Raw genomic sequence first — 17,566 nt, forward strand, 5'->3', positions numbered from 1 at the left:
GGGAAAACGAGGGGGCGGGCGGCACTGCGGAAGGACGCGCGCGGCCGGGCGGCCGCGCGCGGGAAGGGTCGGGAGGGCCGAAAGCGCGTCAGCCGGCGGCGACTTTGCGGGTCGGACGCTTGAGCAGCGGCGCGAGGTACTTGCCGGTGAAGCTCGCCTTCGTCTTCGCGACCTGCTCGGGCGTGCCCTGCGCGATGATCTGGCCGCCGCCGGCGCCGCCTTCGGGGCCGAGGTCGATCACCCAGTCGGCCGTCTTGATCACGTCGAGGTTGTGCTCGATGATCACGACCGTGTTGCCCTGGTCGCGCAGCCGGTGGATCACCTCGAGCAGCAGCGCGATGTCGTGGAAGTGCAGGCCGGTGGTCGGTTCGTCGAGGATGTACAGCGTGCGGCCCGTGTCGCGCTTCGACAGCTCCAGCGACAGCTTCACGCGCTGCGCCTCGCCGCCCGACAGCGTCGTGGCCGACTGGCCGAGGCGGATATAGCCGAGGCCGACGTCGAGCAGCGTCTTCAGCTTGCGCGCGATGACCGGCACCGCGCTGAAGAACTCGTACGCATGCTCGACCGTCATGTCGAGCACTTCGCTGATGTTCTTGCCCTTGTACTGCACTTCGAGCGTTTCGCGGTTGTAGCGCTTGCCGTGGCACACGTCGCACGGCACGTAGACGTCCGGCAGGAAGTGCATCTCGACCTTCAGCACGCCGTCGCCCTGGCACGATTCGCAGCGGCCGCCCTTCACGTTGAACGAGAAGCGGCCCGGATCGTAGCCGCGCTCCTTCGAGGTCGGCACGCCCGAGAACAGCTCGCGGATCGGCGTGAACAGGCCCGTGTACGTGGCCGGGTTCGAGCGCGGCGTGCGGCCGATCGGCGACTGGTCGACGTTGATCACCTTGTCGAAGTGCTCGAGGCCCTCGATCGCCTCGTGCGGCGCCGGCTCGGCCGACGAGCCGTACAGGTGGCGCGCGACTGCGTGGTACAGCGTGTCGTTGATCAGCGTCGACTTGCCGGAGCCCGACACGCCGGTGATGCAGGTCAGCAGGCCGACCGGCAGCTCGAGATCGACGTGCTTCAGGTTGTTGCCGTGCGCGTCGACGATGCGCAGCATCCGCTCGGCGTCGGGTGCGATCCGCTCGTCCGGATACTCGATCGTGCGCTTGCCGAGCAGGTACTGGCCCGTCAGCGACTGCGGGTTCGACTGCACCTGCTTCGGCGTGCCTTCGGCCACCACCACGCCGCCGTGCTCGCCCGCGCCGGGGCCCATGTCGACGACGTAGTCGGCCGTGCGGATCATGTCCTCGTCGTGCTCGACGACGATCACCGAGTTGCCGAGGTCGCGCAGGTGCTTGAGCGTCCCGATCAGGCGGTCGTTGTCGCGCTGGTGCAGGCCGATCGACGGCTCGTCGAGCACGTACATCACGCCCGTGAGGCCAGAGCCGATCTGCGACGCGAGCCGGATCCGCTGCGCCTCGCCGCCCGACAGCGTTTCGGCGCTGCGTTCGAGCGACAGGTAGTCGAGGCCGACGTTGTTCAGGAACGTCAGGCGCGCGACGATTTCCTTGATCACCTTGTCGGCGATCTCGCGCTTCGCGCCTTCGAGCGTCAGCCCGTCGAAATAGCCGAGCGCATCGCGCAGCGGCCAGCCGCTGATTTCATAGATGCCGCGCGCGTAGTCTCCCGTGCCGATCCGCACGTGGCGCGCCTCGCGACGCAGGCGCGTGCCTTCGCACGACGGGCACGGCTGGTTGTTCTGGTACTTCGACAGTTCTTCGCGCACCGCGACCGAATCGGTTTCGCGGTAGCGGCGCTCGAGGTTCGGGATGATCCCCTCGAACACGTGCTCGCGGATCGTCGTGCGGCCGCGCTCGTTGATGTACGAGAACGGGATCGTCTGCTTGCCCGAGCCGAACAGCAGCACCTTCCTGATCTTTTCCGGCAGATCCTCGAACGCGGCGTCGATGTCGAACTCGTAGAACGCCGCGAGGCTCTGCAGCATCTGGAAGTAGAACTGGTTGCGGCGGTCCCAGCCCTTCACGGCGCCCGCGGCGAGCGACAGCGACGGGTGCGCGACGACCCGCTTCGGGTCGAAGAACGTGATCTGGCCGAGGCCGTCGCATTCCGGGCACGCGCCCATCGGGTTGTTGAACGAGAACAGGCGCGGCTCGAGCTCCTGCAGCGAGTACGAGCAGATCGGGCATGCGAACTTCGAGCTGAACAGGTGCTCGTGGTCGGTATCCATCTCGAGCGCGATCGCGCGGCCGTCGGCGAGGCGCAGCGCCGTCTCGAACGATTCGGCGAGGCGCTGCTTCATGTCCGGGCGCACCTTCAGGCGATCGACGACGACGTCGATCGTATGCTTGTCGTTCTTCTTGAGCTTCGGCAGCGACTCGACCTCGTAGATCTTCGCGACGCCTTCGTTCGCGGTGCCGCCGCCCGAGCGCACGCGAAAGCGCACGAAGCCCTGCGCCTGCATCTCCTCGAACAGCTCGACGTGCTCGCCCTTGCGGTTCGCGACGACGGGCGCGAGGATCATCAGCTTGGTTTCCTCGGGCAGCGCGAGCGCGGCGTCGACCATCTGCGACACGCTCTGCGCCTCGAGCGGGATGTCGTGGTCGGGGCAGTACGGCGTGCCGACACGTGCGTACAAAAGTCGCAGGTAGTCGTGGATTTCCGTGACCGTGCCGACGGTCGAACGCGGGTTGTGGGATGTCGCCTTCTGCTCGATCGAGATCGCGGGCGACAGGCCCTCGATCAGGTCGACGTCCGGTTTCTCCATCAACTGCAGGAACTGGCGGGCATATGCGGACAGGCTTTCGACGTAGCGGCGCTGGCCCTCGGCATAAAGGGTGTCGAACGCAAGCGACGACTTGCCCGACCCTGACAACCCGGTAATCACGATCAGCTTGTGGCGCGGCAGGTCGAGATTGACGTTTTTCAGGTTGTGGGTACGTGCCCCACGGATACGGATCTGTTCCATGAACCTGGCGAAAATGGAGGGAACCAAACCTGCTACTATAACGGCTTTTCGAGACCGTCGTTCGGGGTCCCCAGCCTTTACAGCAGGTGGCAACAAGGCGGCGCCTGCGCCGGGGAAAGCGGTCGCGCCGCGCGGTTCCGGCGGCCTGCAGGGCCGCCAGCATCCTGCCCCGACGTGTCGCCCGTCAGGCCTCCCGGGCCGCCGGTCCTGATCTTCCGCCGCCCGCTGCCGGGCGGACATTCCGATCATTCGAAATTCATTCCCGATGTCCAATCCGTCTGCCACGTCTTCCCGCATGACTGCGCCCGAGCTGCGCGCGACCACGTCGCTCGCGGCGATCTTCGCGCTGCGCATGCTCGGCCTGTTCATGATCATGCCGGTGTTCTCGGTCTACGCGAAAACCATCCCGGGCGGCGACAACGTGCTGCTCGTCGGCATCGCGCTCGGGGCCTACGGCGTCACGCAGTCGCTGTTCTACATTTTCTACGGCTGGGCGTCCGACAGGTTCGGCCGCAAGCCGGTGATCGCTGCGGGCCTCGTGATCTTCGCGCTCGGCAGCTTCGTCGCCGCGTTCGCGCACGACATCACGTGGATCATCGTCGGCCGCGTGATCCAGGGGATGGGCGCCGTGTCGTCCGCGGTGCTGGCGTTCATCGCCGATCTGACCTCCGAGCAGAACCGCACGAAGGCGATGGCGATGGTCGGCGGCTCGATCGGCGTGTCGTTCGCGGTCGCGATCGTCGGCGCGCCGATCGTGTTCCACTGGGTCGGGATGAGCGGGCTGTTCACGATCGTCGGCGTGCTGTCGATCCTCGCGATCGGCGTCGTGCTGTGGATCGTGCCCGACGCGGCGAAGCCGGTGCACGTGCCCGCGCCGTTCGCCGAGGTGCTGCACAACGTCGAGCTGCTGCGCCTGAACTTCGGCGTGCTGGTGCTGCATGCGACGCAGACGGCGCTGTTCCTCGTCGTACCGCGCCTGCTCGTCGACGGCGGACTGCCGGTCGCCGCGCACTGGAAGGTCTACCTGCCGGTGATGGGGCTCGCGTTCGTGATGATGGTCCCGGCGATCATCGTTGCGGAAAAGCGGGGCAAGATGAAGCCGGTGCTGCTCGGCGGCATTCTGGCTATCCTGATCGGCCAATTGCTGCTGGGCAGCGCGCCGCATACCATTCTGATTGTGGCGGCGGTCCTGTTCGTGTACTTCCTCGGGTTCAACATCCTGGAAGCGTCGCAGCCGTCGCTCGTGTCGAAGCTCGCGCCGGGTTCGCGCAAGGGCGCGGCCACGGGCGTCTACAACACCACGCAGTCGATCGGGCTCGCGCTCGGCGGCATCATGGGCGGCTGGCTGCTGAAGCACGGCGGCGCGAACACCGTGTTCTACGCGTGCTCGGGGCTCGTTGCCGCGTGGCTTATAATCGCGGCCAGCATGAAAGCGCCGCCGCGCAAGGCCTGAACCTATTTTTCGGGCAGGCACCGGCGGCGTTCGCCGGCTTGCCCGGCGGGCCGCTCCGACGCATGCGCGGGCGGCCCGGCATCGAATTTACTGGAGAAACACATGGCATCCGTCAACAAGGTCATCCTCGTCGGCAATCTCGGCGCCGATCCTGAAGTCCGTTACCTGCCGAGCGGCGACGCGGTTGCGAACATCCGTCTCGCGACGACCGACCGCTACAAGGACAAGGCAAGCGGCGATTTCAAGGAAATGACCGAGTGGCATCGCGTCGCGTTCTTCGGCCGTCTGGCGGAAATCGTCAGCGAATACCTGAAGAAGGGTTCGTCGGTCTATATTGAAGGCCGCATCCGCACGCGCAAGTGGCAAGGCCAGGACGGCCAGGATCGTTACTCGACCGAAATCGTCGCCGACCAGATGCAGATGCTTGGCGGTCGCGGCGGTGCGGGCGGTGGCGGCGGCGGTGGTGACGAAGGCGGTTACGGCGGCGGCTACGGTGGTGGCGGCGGCCGCGGCGAGCAGGCGGAGCGCGGCGGTGGTGGCGGCGGTCGTGCCGGCGGTGCGGCGCGCGGCGGTGCCGGCGGCGGCGCGCAGAGCCGTCCGAGCGCACCGGCAGGTGGCGGCTTCGACGAGATGGACGACGATATTCCCTTCTAGGAGGAACGTTAGTTCCTAGTGTAAGGATAGACCCGAATTTTCGAGCTAAATCAACGATTTAGCTTGGATCTTCGGGTCTTTTTTCGTTTACACATTTTTCGATCTAGGCGGAACATGCCTAATCAGTAAAAAATGGGTTCCATTCGTCGAATGGAGCCTAGTGTGACCCGATACGCAATTCGTGAAGTTCGTTTTGAGAACGGCGAACGCTTACCCCTCTTGGTGCACGGAGACCCACTGGGTTTGCCAGTTCCAGAGATCGTGGAATATTCCATTGCGAAGCTACGTGCGCGTGGGCTTCGACTAAGGAGCATTCACCATCGAGCCGAAGCGCTCGGGCTCACGACCCGAAGCTTAGTACCCTCATGTTGAGGGGTTCGGTCGACGTTTGGTGCCACGGCGAATACATCGCTGTTCCGTTTCATCGGCTTCCTGAATGGTTTAGAGACCCAACGGCCCTCGCGGCCGAGCATTACCGGATCAGCGAAGCTACGTTTCGGCGGTGGGTCGATCAGGAATCCGATGGCGGTGTCGGCGTGATATCGCTACCGTGCAATCATCGCAACTGTCGGCAGACACGGACATTGACCTTCTACGATCCGCGCGAGATGCAAGTTGCGGAATCCAAAGCAACCTCTGGAATTTGGTATTGTCACCACCATCGGATGTCGGCGTGGCAGACAGAGGAAGCTCTTGGCGATGAGCATTTGGGGATCCTTCAGCGTGTACACAACACACCCGGTTGTACCCGACAACGGCTCGGAGCAAAGAAGGGCGATACGGACTTCCTCATTTCGATTGGTTTGCTGTCGGAAAAATTGCCTGGAACAGGCGGGAATGGTCGCGCGCTCGCTTTTCACTTAACAGACGAGGGGCAAAGAGTCGCCATCGAACGGTCTGACAAATGAGGGATCGCCTGCGCCGTACTACCCGATCTTGATCCCCTGTGATATTCGGCAACGCTGCGTCGACCGGCAGCGCACCATGCGCGGATTCAGCCGTATGTGTTGGAAGAACGACTTTTTGCGAAGAGATTGATGTTGCGCCGCGTTCAGCTTTGGATCGGGCATAGACGTGCGACCTGCGCCAAAACGGATGGGAGGTGTATATGCTTATCACTAGGAGAGGCGATAGCAGGGACTTGACACTATTGGGTTCATATCCACCAGACATCTCCCGTGCAGTCATTGAAATGCTTGCCATTCAGGTGCAGAGCATGGTCGACGAATCCGGGAATCCGGATGGCTTTGACGTGCAGTCGTGGCTATTCGACTGGCTTCGTTCACCAGTTCCGGCTCTCGGAGGTCAGCGTCCAGTAGACTGCCTTCACACTCCAGAAGGAATAGATCTAATCTCGAGACTGCTAGCGAGTGCTCAAACCGGGGCGTACTGGTGAACCTTTTGAACAGGCAGTGGTACTAATAAATTCCGTCGTGATGCTGCGGAACTGCACGGCGGAGCGCTATGCGGTGAACAAAGCGCGCATGGTTCGCCTGGCCGAGTACAGCCGTGACTGCTTGCAGGCACTGCGTGCCGACGCCGGGATCGAATACGAGGGTCGCGCCGGCGGCACGCTGCAGGTGTTTCGGACGCAACAGCAGCTCGACGGTGCGGCGAATGATATCGCCGTGCTGAAGGCGGCGAACGTGGCGTATCAACTGTTGATGCCGGCGGATCTCGCGCGGGTCGAACCCGCACTTGCGGCGACGTCGCACAAGCTGACCGGTGGACTGCGCCTCCCGGGAGATGAAGCCGGCGACTGCCAGCTCTTCACGACCCTCCTTGCAGAGCAGCTCGGCGTGACATTTCGATACAACACCGTTATCGATAGCCCTGTCGTCGAAGGCGGGCGTGTCATCGGTGCACGGCATGGCAGCAAGCTCGTGCATGCAGACGCATTTGTTGTCGTGTTGGTGGGACTTCGGCATTTATCCCGCGAACTTGATTGAGAAATATATCGCCGGTTGTCTCGTATGCGAAGATGCGGTGCGAACTCAGGCACGGCAGTGATCCGCTCTGATGCAAGCTTGCGGGGCACTTGCAGTTATCAGCCCGGTGCCCCTGCTTGATCTGGCTGCTGTGGGATCGGTGAGTATGAAAATCTCTTGAGAATCGCGCGAACTTGAGGCCGGGCAATCTCGCCTGGCAAAGTGGTCGCTACTAGAGCGAGTACAGCGAGGAGTTGCGAATAACCAGTCTTGGCGGAAACAGCGTGGACGAGCAAATCATCGTGCGCGACACCCGTGGCATCGAACAGAAAGTCGAGTTGCAGCAGGCCGTCGACGCGCGCAATGACTCGCCATACAAAACGTGGGAGATCGGCCAAGAGCGACGGCATAATATCGACATCGAGGTGCGCATAATCTTCGGACGCGGTAGCCTTATATTCGTCTGATGTCGTGAGGAAAATGTCCCACTCCGCACGATTCACGGCGGCTAACTGTGACCTCAATCCCTCCAACCCCGCGTCCAGCGCGAGCATTGCATCGTGAATATCGATGAAGGGAATGCGAATCTTGTGATATAGAGGCAGCAAGATGTTGGCCGGATTTGCGCAGATATCGCCACTCCAAGATGTCTTGAGCGTATCGATAGGTGGCTCCGCTGTACCGTTCGCGGGATCAACTGGTAAATGCCTTCGCTCCCACACCATTCGTGCAAACGGGCCAACTTGGTCATCATGCCCATACACGCGGCCAATACGACTGGCGCGAAGCAGAAACCCTGTTTCGCCATAGGGTACAGCCGGCACGTTCTCGAGCGAGAATCCCGTAAGGGCGATAGCATGCGCCCCCATAAATTGCTCGGTAGGGGTACCAAGCTCTGATACGAGCGACACGACGAGGATCGAGGGGATTTTCCCTCGCAAGTACCCGTACATCGCACCGTTCAGACTATATCGGGTGCTTGCCTTCACCACAAACGGTTCAAGGCCAACCTGCTTAACCGCATGCGCCATTTGCGTAAGCGTCAATCCGGCGTTCGGAAAGGGGCGCGCGCTTGCAAGGAGCAGGTTTTCCGGCAAGTGGTCGCCAGCCCACTTTGTAATTTCCACGGGCGGAGGAATGACATGTTGAAACAACATGCCCGTGCCCTGAAAGCATGACCAAAGCGCACTTGTCGCGCAAGCTGCAACTACCGTGTCTTGTTCCTGATAGGCCAAACTACGAACCTTGAGCTCGAGTCCATAAAGATGGACATGATAGGTTCGCAGGCTCGGAAATTGCCGCCGACCATTGTCGGCCGGATAGGTACTCAGGCAGGTCCGACCAATGATTGTCTGAGGAAGCGGCTTGACGACAATGAATCCGAGATAAGAATCAACAAGATGATCCCGGCGGACTGGCCCATCCTGCGCGCGCAGCACGCTCTCGAATTGGCCACGGTCAAACTGTGTCGTAAAGAAATGAAGGCGGGTGGTGCGCCGCTGATAGCTCTTAAAGCAGCGATCGTAGTAGGAGGCGTAATCCCCGAGATAGTCTCGGTCGATATAGTCACGCTCGACGACAATGGTCGCAGCAGCCAGTTCGCGAAAATACTCTTCGAAGTAGACGCGATGGCGCTTCGCCTCGATTGCATCTTTCCTGGTCTCACGCGATGCTGCCGCGAAGCAGGCAACCAGATTCTCAACGCTGTACGGAAGAACGTCGAACGTCGACAAACTTCCCCCTTACAGCGTGACCGGTTGATGCAACTCCTCGCGCGTGACTTCCCGCTCCTTGTTCAGGTCCGCGATTGCACGTTCCGCAGCATCGGCCGCTACGCCAATCGCTCGACGTCCCTCTGCCGATTGAGCCCAATCGACGAGGTTCTGAGGAACGGCGGTGAAAAGTGTCACGTAAGCACCTTGGGAGGGAGCAGGTTTCATTTTTTCTCCGAAAAAACACTCGGAAAAACGTACCGATCGCCACGTTCGATGCTCTCGGTAGGGCTCCGGGCGGGCGGGGGCGATGTTACTACATAACGGCGCGCGACGATCAAACTTTATGCGGTTCCGCATAAAACTTCAATCAGGTGCTCAAATTCGATGAATTATGGCGGAACCATGAAACATCGGACAAAATTTTCAATCGAAAAAAGGGCCGCTTGATGCGACCCTTTTTGAGCTTCGATGGAGATGTTGCTTGAGTGCCTACTCACACCATCTGATGCGTCCATCGCGAACGAAGAAATGCGATCGACATCCGTCGGCCAGCCAAACTGACGGAGCGAGTGTGACGGGCGCGTTGATGTCTGACACAAGCGTCCAGCGAGGCTCGGCCTCCTCGATCAGCAGTAGCTCAATCTTACGTCCACAGCCGCAGGGGCAGAGAAACCCTACGCACCAGTTTTCATCATCGTCGCGTGCCAAGATAACACGTCTTCGTGGCAACTTGAGCGGCAAACTGTCGCCGTGAATGACTCGCAGTCGTCGGCGAGGCAACACATATTCCAACACTTCAAGCACTTTGCGCTTCCACGAACGATCAAGCCACATGGCTCACCTCCGTTGTGGGGGAACGGAGCGAAGGCAACCCCAGGAGAGGCTCTTCATCACCTCGTGCCAAGGCGATGTTCGTGCTGCGCGAAAAGCTACTTTCCGCAAATCGTTCCTCTTCGCCATCGGCGAGACTAAAAGCAGTACGAACGTATTCGGAGTTTGGGTCGTGCCGAAACGGATAGGCCCTCGCAACAAATTCCATCACACATGCGGAGGCGGCTCGCATGTTGAGGGTGATAACCGACGGTGCCTGTTCAACCACACCCTTCAAATACCCGTTCTGAACCTCCTCTTCATGACTCTGTGGCGAGACCGAGGATAGGTACTCTGCGCGTAGTGTCTCCGGCGTGTACACGCCCCGGTCCTGCAGCGTGCAGCCCCCCGGCCTCACATAATCGATTCGGCCGCATACGTCAGCAATAGCCGAGCCATTGCCGTGTCGTCGCGTAGGTATCGCGACCCCCACATCAAAAAATGGGATGAGGAACGAGGCAGCGATCAGATCGCAAATGTACCGAGCCTCAAGGGTGTCCACGCAACAAAATAGAACGTCTGCTTGGCTCGCTAGCGCTACGGCGTCGCGACTATTGATGCTGCTTGCCAACGGAATCGCAACCTGATCTCCGCGGTAGCTAGCGATCGCATTTGCGAAGACGTCGACCTTCAGGCGTTCGCTCGTAGCATCAGCGGACGTGGCATTGATAATTCGATTCAGATTGCGTGCCTCGACTCGGTCGAAGTCGATCAGTTGCACTTGCCCAAAGCCAAGCCGCGCGAGTTGTTCCGCGACAAGTGACCCCGTCCCGGAAACACCCACGACACACGCAACCAGTCGAGAGAGCTCTTCCTTTGTCTCGTTAGTAAAGGCGAGCGGCCGTTGTTTATGTTTGCCGTCACTCCACCACCAACGCAGGTCATCGCCTGCCACTGACACAACATCCAGCACTTCGGGCGACATATCGCACCCGTAAACACGCGCTAGCATTGCGCCGTCAGGGGTCATGATCGCCGAGCCGTGATGCGTACCGTGCGAATGAAAAATATTCGGTATCGTTAGTTGATCACTTCTGTCGTCCAAGTCGGAAAATTCGAACATTCCACCGGGATGCGAATGAACCAACATCAGCGTTAGGTCTTTCGAGTCGGCTCTATCGATTGCCTCCTCGATTGCACTACCCGGCCAGACGATCTGATCGGGCTCGCGCACGGCACACTCTGCGTACGGTACGAGCACGACATCTTGTACAAGGAGTCGCAGCCGCGACGCAGGCACCTTTGTACAGATGATCACTGCTGCGGCCTCCAGGCCATCACCTGGAAACAGATGACGGTATATGCGTGCGTAGTGCTCAGCGCTCATGCTCAACGCCGTGGCGGGGATCATTGCTGTACCTCTTTCAGAAGACACGACTCCACCAACGCCAGATGCGTGACAACACTGTCGACACCAGGTCGCCACTGCGATTCGATTCCGCGATGACGGGACCACCGCTGATATTGGACGGACTGAATGGTTTCGCGGGCCTCCGTATTCGGCAGCGGTCCCCCGGACAACAACTGCACCACCGGCGCTACATAAAACATATCGATCTGGGCTCCCGGGTACAACGGAGGTACCTCGAGCGCAAGTTGCACGGACCGAGTGGTGTAACCATCCGGAAGAGGGTAATTGTGGATCAGCAACCATCGACGTCCACCTTCGAGGACTGTTTCCCAGTCGGGGTGATTCTGATCGAGGTACCGCTCATCCGAGTCGAGGAGAGCGAACGACTTGCGCAGCAGCGTGCTAGCCTCCCCATTGTTCACGTCGCGCGGAGTGAGGCGCAGCTTCTCGATTCCCGGTGCGCGAAGGTCAATGATTGTTGCGAGATCCACGGCCCTTTTCGGTTGACCGACGATCTTCAGGAAAATGTGCCATCCCTGGTCCGGATTGAACCCAGCCAGAATGAGCGCCTGGCGTACAACGATGGTCGGCTCTTCAAGTTCAAGTCGAACACCTTGGACGTTGAGGAACCAGTGCTCCTTTCGGCTGTAGAAGTGTTCGACTCCAGGCTCGCTGAGGTCAATTACGGTATGGTCGTGAACAATCTCATCGGGTTGGTGATGTCGCTCGATGAGGAGCACCTTATCCGCCGGAATGCGACCAAGACGTCGGATGATCTCCCCCGATATTTTTCGTGCGGGCCAGTCGATGCGGACGCCGTCGATCACGCAGCGATAGCTGGCGTCACTTTCGGCTACGATGAAGTGTCCACGACGTCGCGAGAGATCTACTACCTCCGTCGGACGAATGTCCTCCAGCTCGCCAGTCGGGAGCAGCAACAGGACGCTGGCGTCATCAATGCGGTGGAAACCAGCAGCCTGAGCGATCTGCGCGCCGGTGGGCGTCATATCGTCGATACTGATGGTGCGAAAAACCAGATCTGCCCCAGCGATCTCAATTTCGATCGGAGAGCAGTCGGGGCGGATGCTGCAAGGGTGTTTGTGGTGTTCATGCTGTGCGTCTCAGAGCGAGTTGATTGAGATGTAGGACTTGCTACATCGACCTGTAATTGCTATAAAGCAACCACGGGAGCAACTGTACTCCTCCGTTTGCCAACAAGCAAACAATTGCTCATGAGCAATTGTTACTAAATGTTACTGCTATGAGCGCGAAAGAATTTGATGGAGACGGCTTCTATGCCGCTCTCGAGAGAACGGTACGAGCGAGGGGCTCGTCTTGGAAATCGGTGAGTCAAGCCACTGGCGTGAGCCAAACGACGCTCACACGCATGGGGCAGGGCCGACGACCTGACGCTGCAAGTATGGCCAGCCTGTCAGCTTGGGCGGGCATCAACCCGGCTGACTATGTTGTCGGGGCGAAACCCGTGGACACGGCCGCCCCTCAGCTGTCGCCTGACACGTTAGGGATGATTGGCAAAATCCTGAGACAAGACCCAACTCTGTCGCCGGATGGCCGCCAGAAGCTCGAAACCATTGTGGCGTCGGCCTATACCGCGTTGAAGGGCTAGACCTCAGCCCATGAGGAGACTGATAGGCGACAGCCGTAGAATAGTCAGAGCCTGGATAACAATTGTGGACGGGTTCAACAGCCTGCAACCCCTACTAGGGCTGAAATCTGCGAAGGCAATTCAGCGTTAAATCAAGCCCCACGGATTATAGAAGCTCGTGTTGAATTGGAGCGGAGTTGGGCGTGCAGCCATCGGCTATCGTTTTGTCGATTGTGGACGGCGAGACGCGTGCTGGAGTGTTGATGGGGCCGGAGAGTTGCAGTCTATGTTAGATGACGAGGTGGCTGGCGTAGTCCGCAACGTTGGGGATGCCTGCGGGCTTCAAGAGAAGTGCTTAATCTTCGACCGCAACGTGCCCGGGAAGCTAAGGCCACTTCGAGAATACGAAACGCGAAAACCGTCGCGGCGCAGAAAAAAATAAAGCGGGAATGCTAATGAAGATCTTATATATCTGGGCGGACAAGTATAAAAATCTAGACGGATTCGGCGTCAATCTTGGAAGCGATATCAAGTTTATCTATTCGCGCGGTGAAAATCGCCTGAGTCAGGTCTTCAAGTCTTCATTGCCGGATGATTTTTTTCCGAAAAACATTGTCGATGTTGCCGCCATCGTTGGGGAAAACGGCGTCGGGAAGAGCAATGTTCTAGAGATGATCTGTCGGGCGTTAGGTGGTGTAGGGCGCAGCGGCCTGCGCTCGGATTTTCTCGTGGTCTATGAGTCAGAGGGCGAAATTGTCTGCAAGTATAGGTTTTTAGAATATTCTCGCCCGGACGTTGCACGTGGTATCCGTCTCGTTGCCATTGAAAAGGGCGCGCCCGTTCAGGAAATGCGGATAGTTTACTTCTCGAATGTAGGCGTTAATAGACCTCGGAATCTCGGGCCACACGTCACGGATATTTCCCCCGAACAAGGGTACCCAGGTGATCGCTTTCGGGCGCCTAAGATTACTGAATTCGAAAAGCAGCTATTTTTTATCCTGAACACAAAGCGATTGGATGAGTTGGACGTCGAGGCTCCGACACATGTCTCAATTAGTTTTAGGGACGTCGCTAGAATGGAGCTTCTGAACAAATATGTGGTTGGTAATGATATAGAATCTAGGAAGATCGTTCGTTCATATTTACGCGATTGCGAGCGGGTGGTTTCTCGTTTGAGTGGATCGGAAAAATTTGTTTTTCTGATGGCGCACAATTTTCTGTTTAGCGTCATGAAGAGGCGGATTGATTCCCGACTGCTTGAGGAGAAGTTTTTCTTTCGGTCGATTGATGCGGACAATGCTATGTCGTCCGTGAATTTGATGCTTGATTTCCTGAGGCGCGAAATAGAAATTCGCGAGATGGAGGGGGAGGGATATCAAGAAATTGGAGTGGATCGAGGGAGTCTGAGGCAGAAGGTAGATTTATTGGAGAGGTTGTGTGAATGGGGGCACATTATAGGTGTTGAGGAGTCTCGGGATAATTATTCCGAGAGTCGCACACATATGTTTAATATCGATTTGAAAGTAGCAAGTCACCGCTACATCGAAGATATTCTCTTTGCATTTCGTGATGTAAGCTCGGTAGTGGTGGAGTGGATTGGCATGAGCTCAGGGCAGCGTGCTTACCTCAATCTTTTCTCGCTGATTTCTTTCGAGCTGATGGGTTCGTCTGATGTCCCTGTCCTCCTCTGTATTGACGAGGGCGATCTTTATCTGCATCCGCGCTGGCAGATCGAATTTCTCAATAGACTCCTCAATAAGGTATCAGTGCTCTCCGAAGCTGGGGTGCAACTGGTGCTTACTTCGCATTCCCCATTCCTTGTGGCGGATCTGCCCAAACAGAGTCTCACCGTAATGACGAAAGGCGAGCAGCAGCCATCGCAGGACGGTTACAAGCTTGAACGCGAAACGCTCGCGGGAAATCTTTATCGGTTATATCAGAGTCCATTCAACGTAGATATCTTCGAAACGAGCGCATTCGCGTCTCGCAAGATTGCCGCACTTGCGAAGCGAATCGACCAGCGTTCTGATTCGGGGGGGGAGCGTGAGGCGCTACTCCGTGAGTTGAATCTCATCGGAGACGAGATGATTAAGCAGGCGCTGCTGAGTGAGCTGAAGGGGCCCAAAGATGATTAAAATTCAGCGGCATATTGACTCGGACCCCAAGGTGGCACTTCGGAAAATTCGAGCGTTGGCGGAAGGTCATTGGCTATTTATGAATAAAATAAAAAATGCTGGCGATCCGCTCGATAAAAATTCGCTGGTCGAGCGTTGTAAAAGCATGCGCGACGATCTGGCGAATAAAAAATTTCTCACCGATAACAAGTTGTCTGCGGACGATGCGCTTAAGGCGAAAAGCCTACTCGACATTCTGTTGAGAGGGAATTCTCATTTGTTGAGGCGGCTTGTCGTAGATTCCCCAGAAAACTTAGATAAACTGCGTAAACAGCTCGAGCGTGTGGTCCCGCCGCCTGTTCTTTGGAAGCTCGAAAATGGCGTAGTAGCGCAAACAAAAATCGGAAAATTGTTCACTTCGCGAGTATTTCGTTACGAATGGTTCAGGGAGAGCAAGTATTGTGCTGAGCTTTATGATAAAGCCATGAATTCAAATTTATTTACTTGTGTGTACTGCAATCTCGAGAAGATTTACGTTGCCGATATCTCAAGTGTTGGTGATCCGGTAGTGAGGAGGCGGGCTTATATGGATATCGATCATTTTTTTCCGAAATCAAAATATCCATATATGGCAATCTCATTCTTTAATTTGATTCCGTGTTGTCATAATTGCAACTCTCGTGCGAAGTTGGTCAAGGAGTTCACGTTGACCGATCATGTGCATCCGTACGTAAAGAACTTCGATGATTTATACGAATTTTCATACGATCATGCAAAGCTCGCGAGTGGAGAAAAGCAGTTCCTCAGAATCCGTCATCGAAGTGTGTCGAGTCAAGTCGACAAGACTGCGGGTGATTTAAATTTGCTCAATCGATATAATTCTGACACAACTGATTTCCGGGAAATGATTGAGCAGTATCATGTTCATCGGGCGTTGTTTTCTAAAAATCTGGGGGCATATGAGAAAATGTTCCAGACTTGGTTTCCTAAAAATGGTGATCATATTCTCAGGAAATCTCAGAGCAAGGCTTTGCGCGATGTCTTTATCTCAATCGATGGGGAGAATCTGCTAAAATCGCAATTGATTTAGTGGTGATTCGAAGTTTTATTCTTGTCGTTTACGCAATAGACTTGGTGATGAAGGCAAACGGACGAAGGCGTCAAGTATGCGTGTGGATTGGGACCAGAGCTCTTTGCAAGCAGCGCTTGACGACCAGGCGGCTAGCGTCGCCTGCGACAAGGGGATACCGTTGTGAGCCTCTGCAGGAGTGTTTGATCTTCCGCTGAACTCAATCACGAAGCAATCGCTGCGCCGAGAGTATGATGCGCTTGTTATCGTATACAGCTGCCTATAGGATATGAACCTTGAGCGACGTAGTCGATTCGGTGGTGAACAGCCCACCGTTCGAGGCGCGAGGGTTCACGATTCCGACCGCATCGGTCAGCATACAAAGGGCTTGCCAAGGCTTTGCTGGAAGGCTCGTTACATGTGGCCACCGTCGGTCATTGGAATTTGTGGCGCTTCAAGAGGTTGGCAGATTTTTTTACGGTGGCATGTTCCGCTAACCCTTCTGACCGGCAAGTCGGCATCCCGCATCACGATGGGCCCGAATGTCCGAGTCAAGCCAGTCGCTTGGCCCGGGTATTCGGGCCTTGCTTCGTTTACGTTCTTGTACGTCGCACTCCAGATGAATCGTGGCTGACGAACTCCCCGACCTCATCGCTCCGCATCTCGACGTGCTGTTCTGCGGGATCAACCCCGGCATGACCGCCGCCGCGACCGGGCATCACTTCGCGGGGAGAAGCAACCGCTTCTGGCGCGTGATTCATCTCGCGGGTTTCACGCCAACGGAAATTCCTCCGCAGGACGATCGCGCGATACTCGGGTACGGCTGCGGCCTGACGGCGGTGGTGAAGCGGCCGACCGCGAGTGCCGGTCAGCTTTCGCGCGCGGAATTCCTCGCCTCGGCCGCGGAGTTCGAACGGAAGGTAGCGCGTTACGGGCCGCGCTTTGTCGCGTTTCTCGGCAAGGCGGCGTACTCGGCACTTTCGGGGCAACGTGAAGTCGCGTGGGGATTGCAGCCGGCCCGCATGCAGCGCGCGAGCGTCTGGGTGCTGCCCAATCCCAGCGGGAGAAATCTTGCGTTCGGCCTCGACGATCTGGTCGATGCGTACCGTCAGCTTTATCTGCACGCGCGGACCGCTTCCGGTCGTCAGCCGGAGGGGCAGCCGGATGCGACTCGGTAAGACGGCATCCCCGTGGCCGGGCACCGTATTGCCGCGTGCGTTCTTCGATCGCGCAGCTACCGACGTCGCGCCGCAACTGCTCAACAAGATTCTCGCGGCAGCTGACGGCCGGGCGGGCCGCATCATCGAAGTGGAGGCCTATGCCGGCGCGATCGACCCGGCGGCGCATACTTATCGCGGCAAGACGCCGCGCAATGCGACGATGTTCGGGCCGCCCGGGCACCTGTACGTCTATTTCACGTACGGCATGCACTGGTGCTGCAATTGCGTGTGCGGCCCCGACGGAGCGGGAACGGGCGTGCTGATCCGTGCGCTGGAACCGCTGCACGGGCTCGAACGGATGCGCGCGGCACGGCCGCCGCTGACGCGCGATCGCGATCTGTGCCGCGGGCCGGCGCGGCTGACCCAGGCGATGGGGATCGGCGGCGCCCAGGATGGCGTCGATCTGGTCGGCGCGCGCGAAGGGTTCGCGGTCGTGGACGACGGCATCGCGCCGCCCGCGGATCTGGCGGGCGGGCCGCGCATCGGCATTCGCGTCGGCAGGAATTTCCCGTGGCGGTGGAGCGTGCCCGGCAACCGATATGTGTCGGGGGCGCTGCCGCGCACCTGATGCGTGCCGTCCACAATCGCGCGTAATTCGATCTGCGTCACGCA

General features: G+C 58.3%; 14 protein-coding genes and 1 pseudogene. 9 read left to right on the top strand and 6 right to left on the bottom strand.

The window, feature by feature from the left end:
* Positions 1-88: 88 nt before the first annotated feature.
* Positions 89-2,974, bottom strand: a complete 2,886-nt coding sequence (uvrA, locus tag DM992_RS05990; protein ID WP_072444665.1) for an excinuclease ABC subunit UvrA — start codon at positions 2,972-2,974, stop codon at positions 89-91.
* A 265-nt stretch (positions 2,975-3,239) separates the two neighbouring features.
* On the opposite strand from uvrA, the gene DM992_RS06000 reads away from it, so the two are divergent.
* The 5 genes and pseudogenes from DM992_RS06000 to DM992_RS06020 all read left to right on the top strand — a co-directional run.
* Positions 3,240-4,427, top strand: a complete 1,188-nt coding sequence (locus DM992_RS06000; protein ID WP_111016088.1) for an MFS transporter — start codon at positions 3,240-3,242, stop codon at positions 4,425-4,427.
* A gap of 102 nt (positions 4,428-4,529) precedes the next feature.
* Positions 4,530-5,081: a single-stranded DNA-binding protein gene (locus DM992_RS06005; RefSeq protein ID WP_111016089.1), complete on the top strand. Its 552-nt coding sequence runs from the start codon at positions 4,530-4,532 to the stop codon at positions 5,079-5,081.
* 584 nt (positions 5,082-5,665) lie between these two features.
* Positions 5,666-5,989 (top strand): hypothetical protein, encoded by a 324-nt coding sequence (locus tag DM992_RS42235; RefSeq protein ID WP_204356103.1) that lies wholly within the window; start codon positions 5,666-5,668, stop codon positions 5,987-5,989.
* A 308-nt stretch (positions 5,990-6,297) separates the two neighbouring features.
* Positions 6,298-6,477, top strand: a complete 180-nt coding sequence (locus tag DM992_RS42605) for an MbcA/ParS/Xre antitoxin family protein (protein WP_239511325.1) — start codon at positions 6,298-6,300, stop codon at positions 6,475-6,477.
* 40 nt (positions 6,478-6,517) lie between these two features.
* Positions 6,518-6,994: pseudogene (locus DM992_RS06020) on the top strand (FAD-dependent oxidoreductase); the annotation flags it as partial.
* A 134-nt stretch (positions 6,995-7,128) separates the two neighbouring features.
* Here DM992_RS06020 and DM992_RS06025 read toward each other — a convergent pair.
* The 5 genes from DM992_RS06025 to DM992_RS06040 all read right to left on the bottom strand — a co-directional run bounded on the left by DM992_RS06025 (position 7,129) and on the right by DM992_RS06040 (position 11,952).
* Positions 7,129-8,742 (bottom strand): hypothetical protein, encoded by a 1,614-nt coding sequence (locus DM992_RS06025; protein WP_111016092.1) that lies wholly within the window; start codon positions 8,740-8,742, stop codon positions 7,129-7,131.
* 9 nt (positions 8,743-8,751) lie between these two features.
* The gene (locus DM992_RS41510; protein WP_155638018.1) at positions 8,752-8,949 is read right to left on the bottom strand and encodes a hypothetical protein; all 198 of its coding nucleotides are present in this window, start codon (positions 8,947-8,949) and stop codon (positions 8,752-8,754) included.
* Between the two features lie 264 nt (positions 8,950-9,213).
* Positions 9,214-9,558, bottom strand: coding sequence for a DUF6527 family protein (locus DM992_RS42610; RefSeq protein ID WP_083265922.1), 345 nt, complete (start codon positions 9,556-9,558; stop codon positions 9,214-9,216).
* Entirely contained in the window at positions 9,548-10,921 is a 1,374-nt protein-coding gene (locus DM992_RS06035; protein WP_239511314.1) for a ThiF family adenylyltransferase, read from the bottom strand. The genes DM992_RS42610 and DM992_RS06035 overlap by 11 nt, the downstream gene beginning before the upstream one ends.
* 20 nt (positions 10,922-10,941) lie before the next feature.
* Positions 10,942-11,952, bottom strand: coding sequence for a multiubiquitin domain-containing protein (locus tag DM992_RS06040; RefSeq protein ID WP_111016094.1), 1,011 nt, complete (start codon positions 11,950-11,952; stop codon positions 10,942-10,944).
* A 1,054-nt stretch (positions 11,953-13,006) separates the two neighbouring features.
* On the opposite strand from DM992_RS06040, the gene DM992_RS06050 reads away from it, so the two are divergent.
* The 4 genes from DM992_RS06050 (at position 13,007) to DM992_RS06065 (ending at position 17,522) form a co-directional block, all read left to right on the top strand.
* Positions 13,007-14,686: an AAA family ATPase gene (locus DM992_RS06050; RefSeq protein WP_162631596.1), complete on the top strand. Its 1,680-nt coding sequence runs from the start codon at positions 13,007-13,009 to the stop codon at positions 14,684-14,686.
* Positions 14,679-15,755 (top strand): hypothetical protein, encoded by a 1,077-nt coding sequence (locus DM992_RS06055; RefSeq protein ID WP_111016097.1) that lies wholly within the window; start codon positions 14,679-14,681, stop codon positions 15,753-15,755. Before DM992_RS06050 ends, DM992_RS06055 begins: the two co-directional genes overlap by 8 nt.
* Before the next feature lie 605 nt (positions 15,756-16,360).
* Positions 16,361-16,912 (top strand): G/U mismatch-specific DNA glycosylase, encoded by a 552-nt coding sequence (mug, locus tag DM992_RS06060; RefSeq protein ID WP_111016098.1) that lies wholly within the window; start codon positions 16,361-16,363, stop codon positions 16,910-16,912.
* Entirely contained in the window at positions 16,899-17,522 is a 624-nt protein-coding gene (locus tag DM992_RS06065) for a DNA-3-methyladenine glycosylase (RefSeq protein ID WP_111016099.1), read from the top strand. The genes mug and DM992_RS06065 overlap by 14 nt, the downstream gene beginning before the upstream one ends.
* Positions 17,523-17,566 lie beyond the last annotated feature (44 nt).

It is taken from the genome of Burkholderia sp. JP2-270, from assembly GCF_003233675.1.
Classification (GTDB): domain Bacteria; phylum Pseudomonadota; class Gammaproteobacteria; order Burkholderiales; family Burkholderiaceae; genus Burkholderia; species Burkholderia pyrrocinia_C.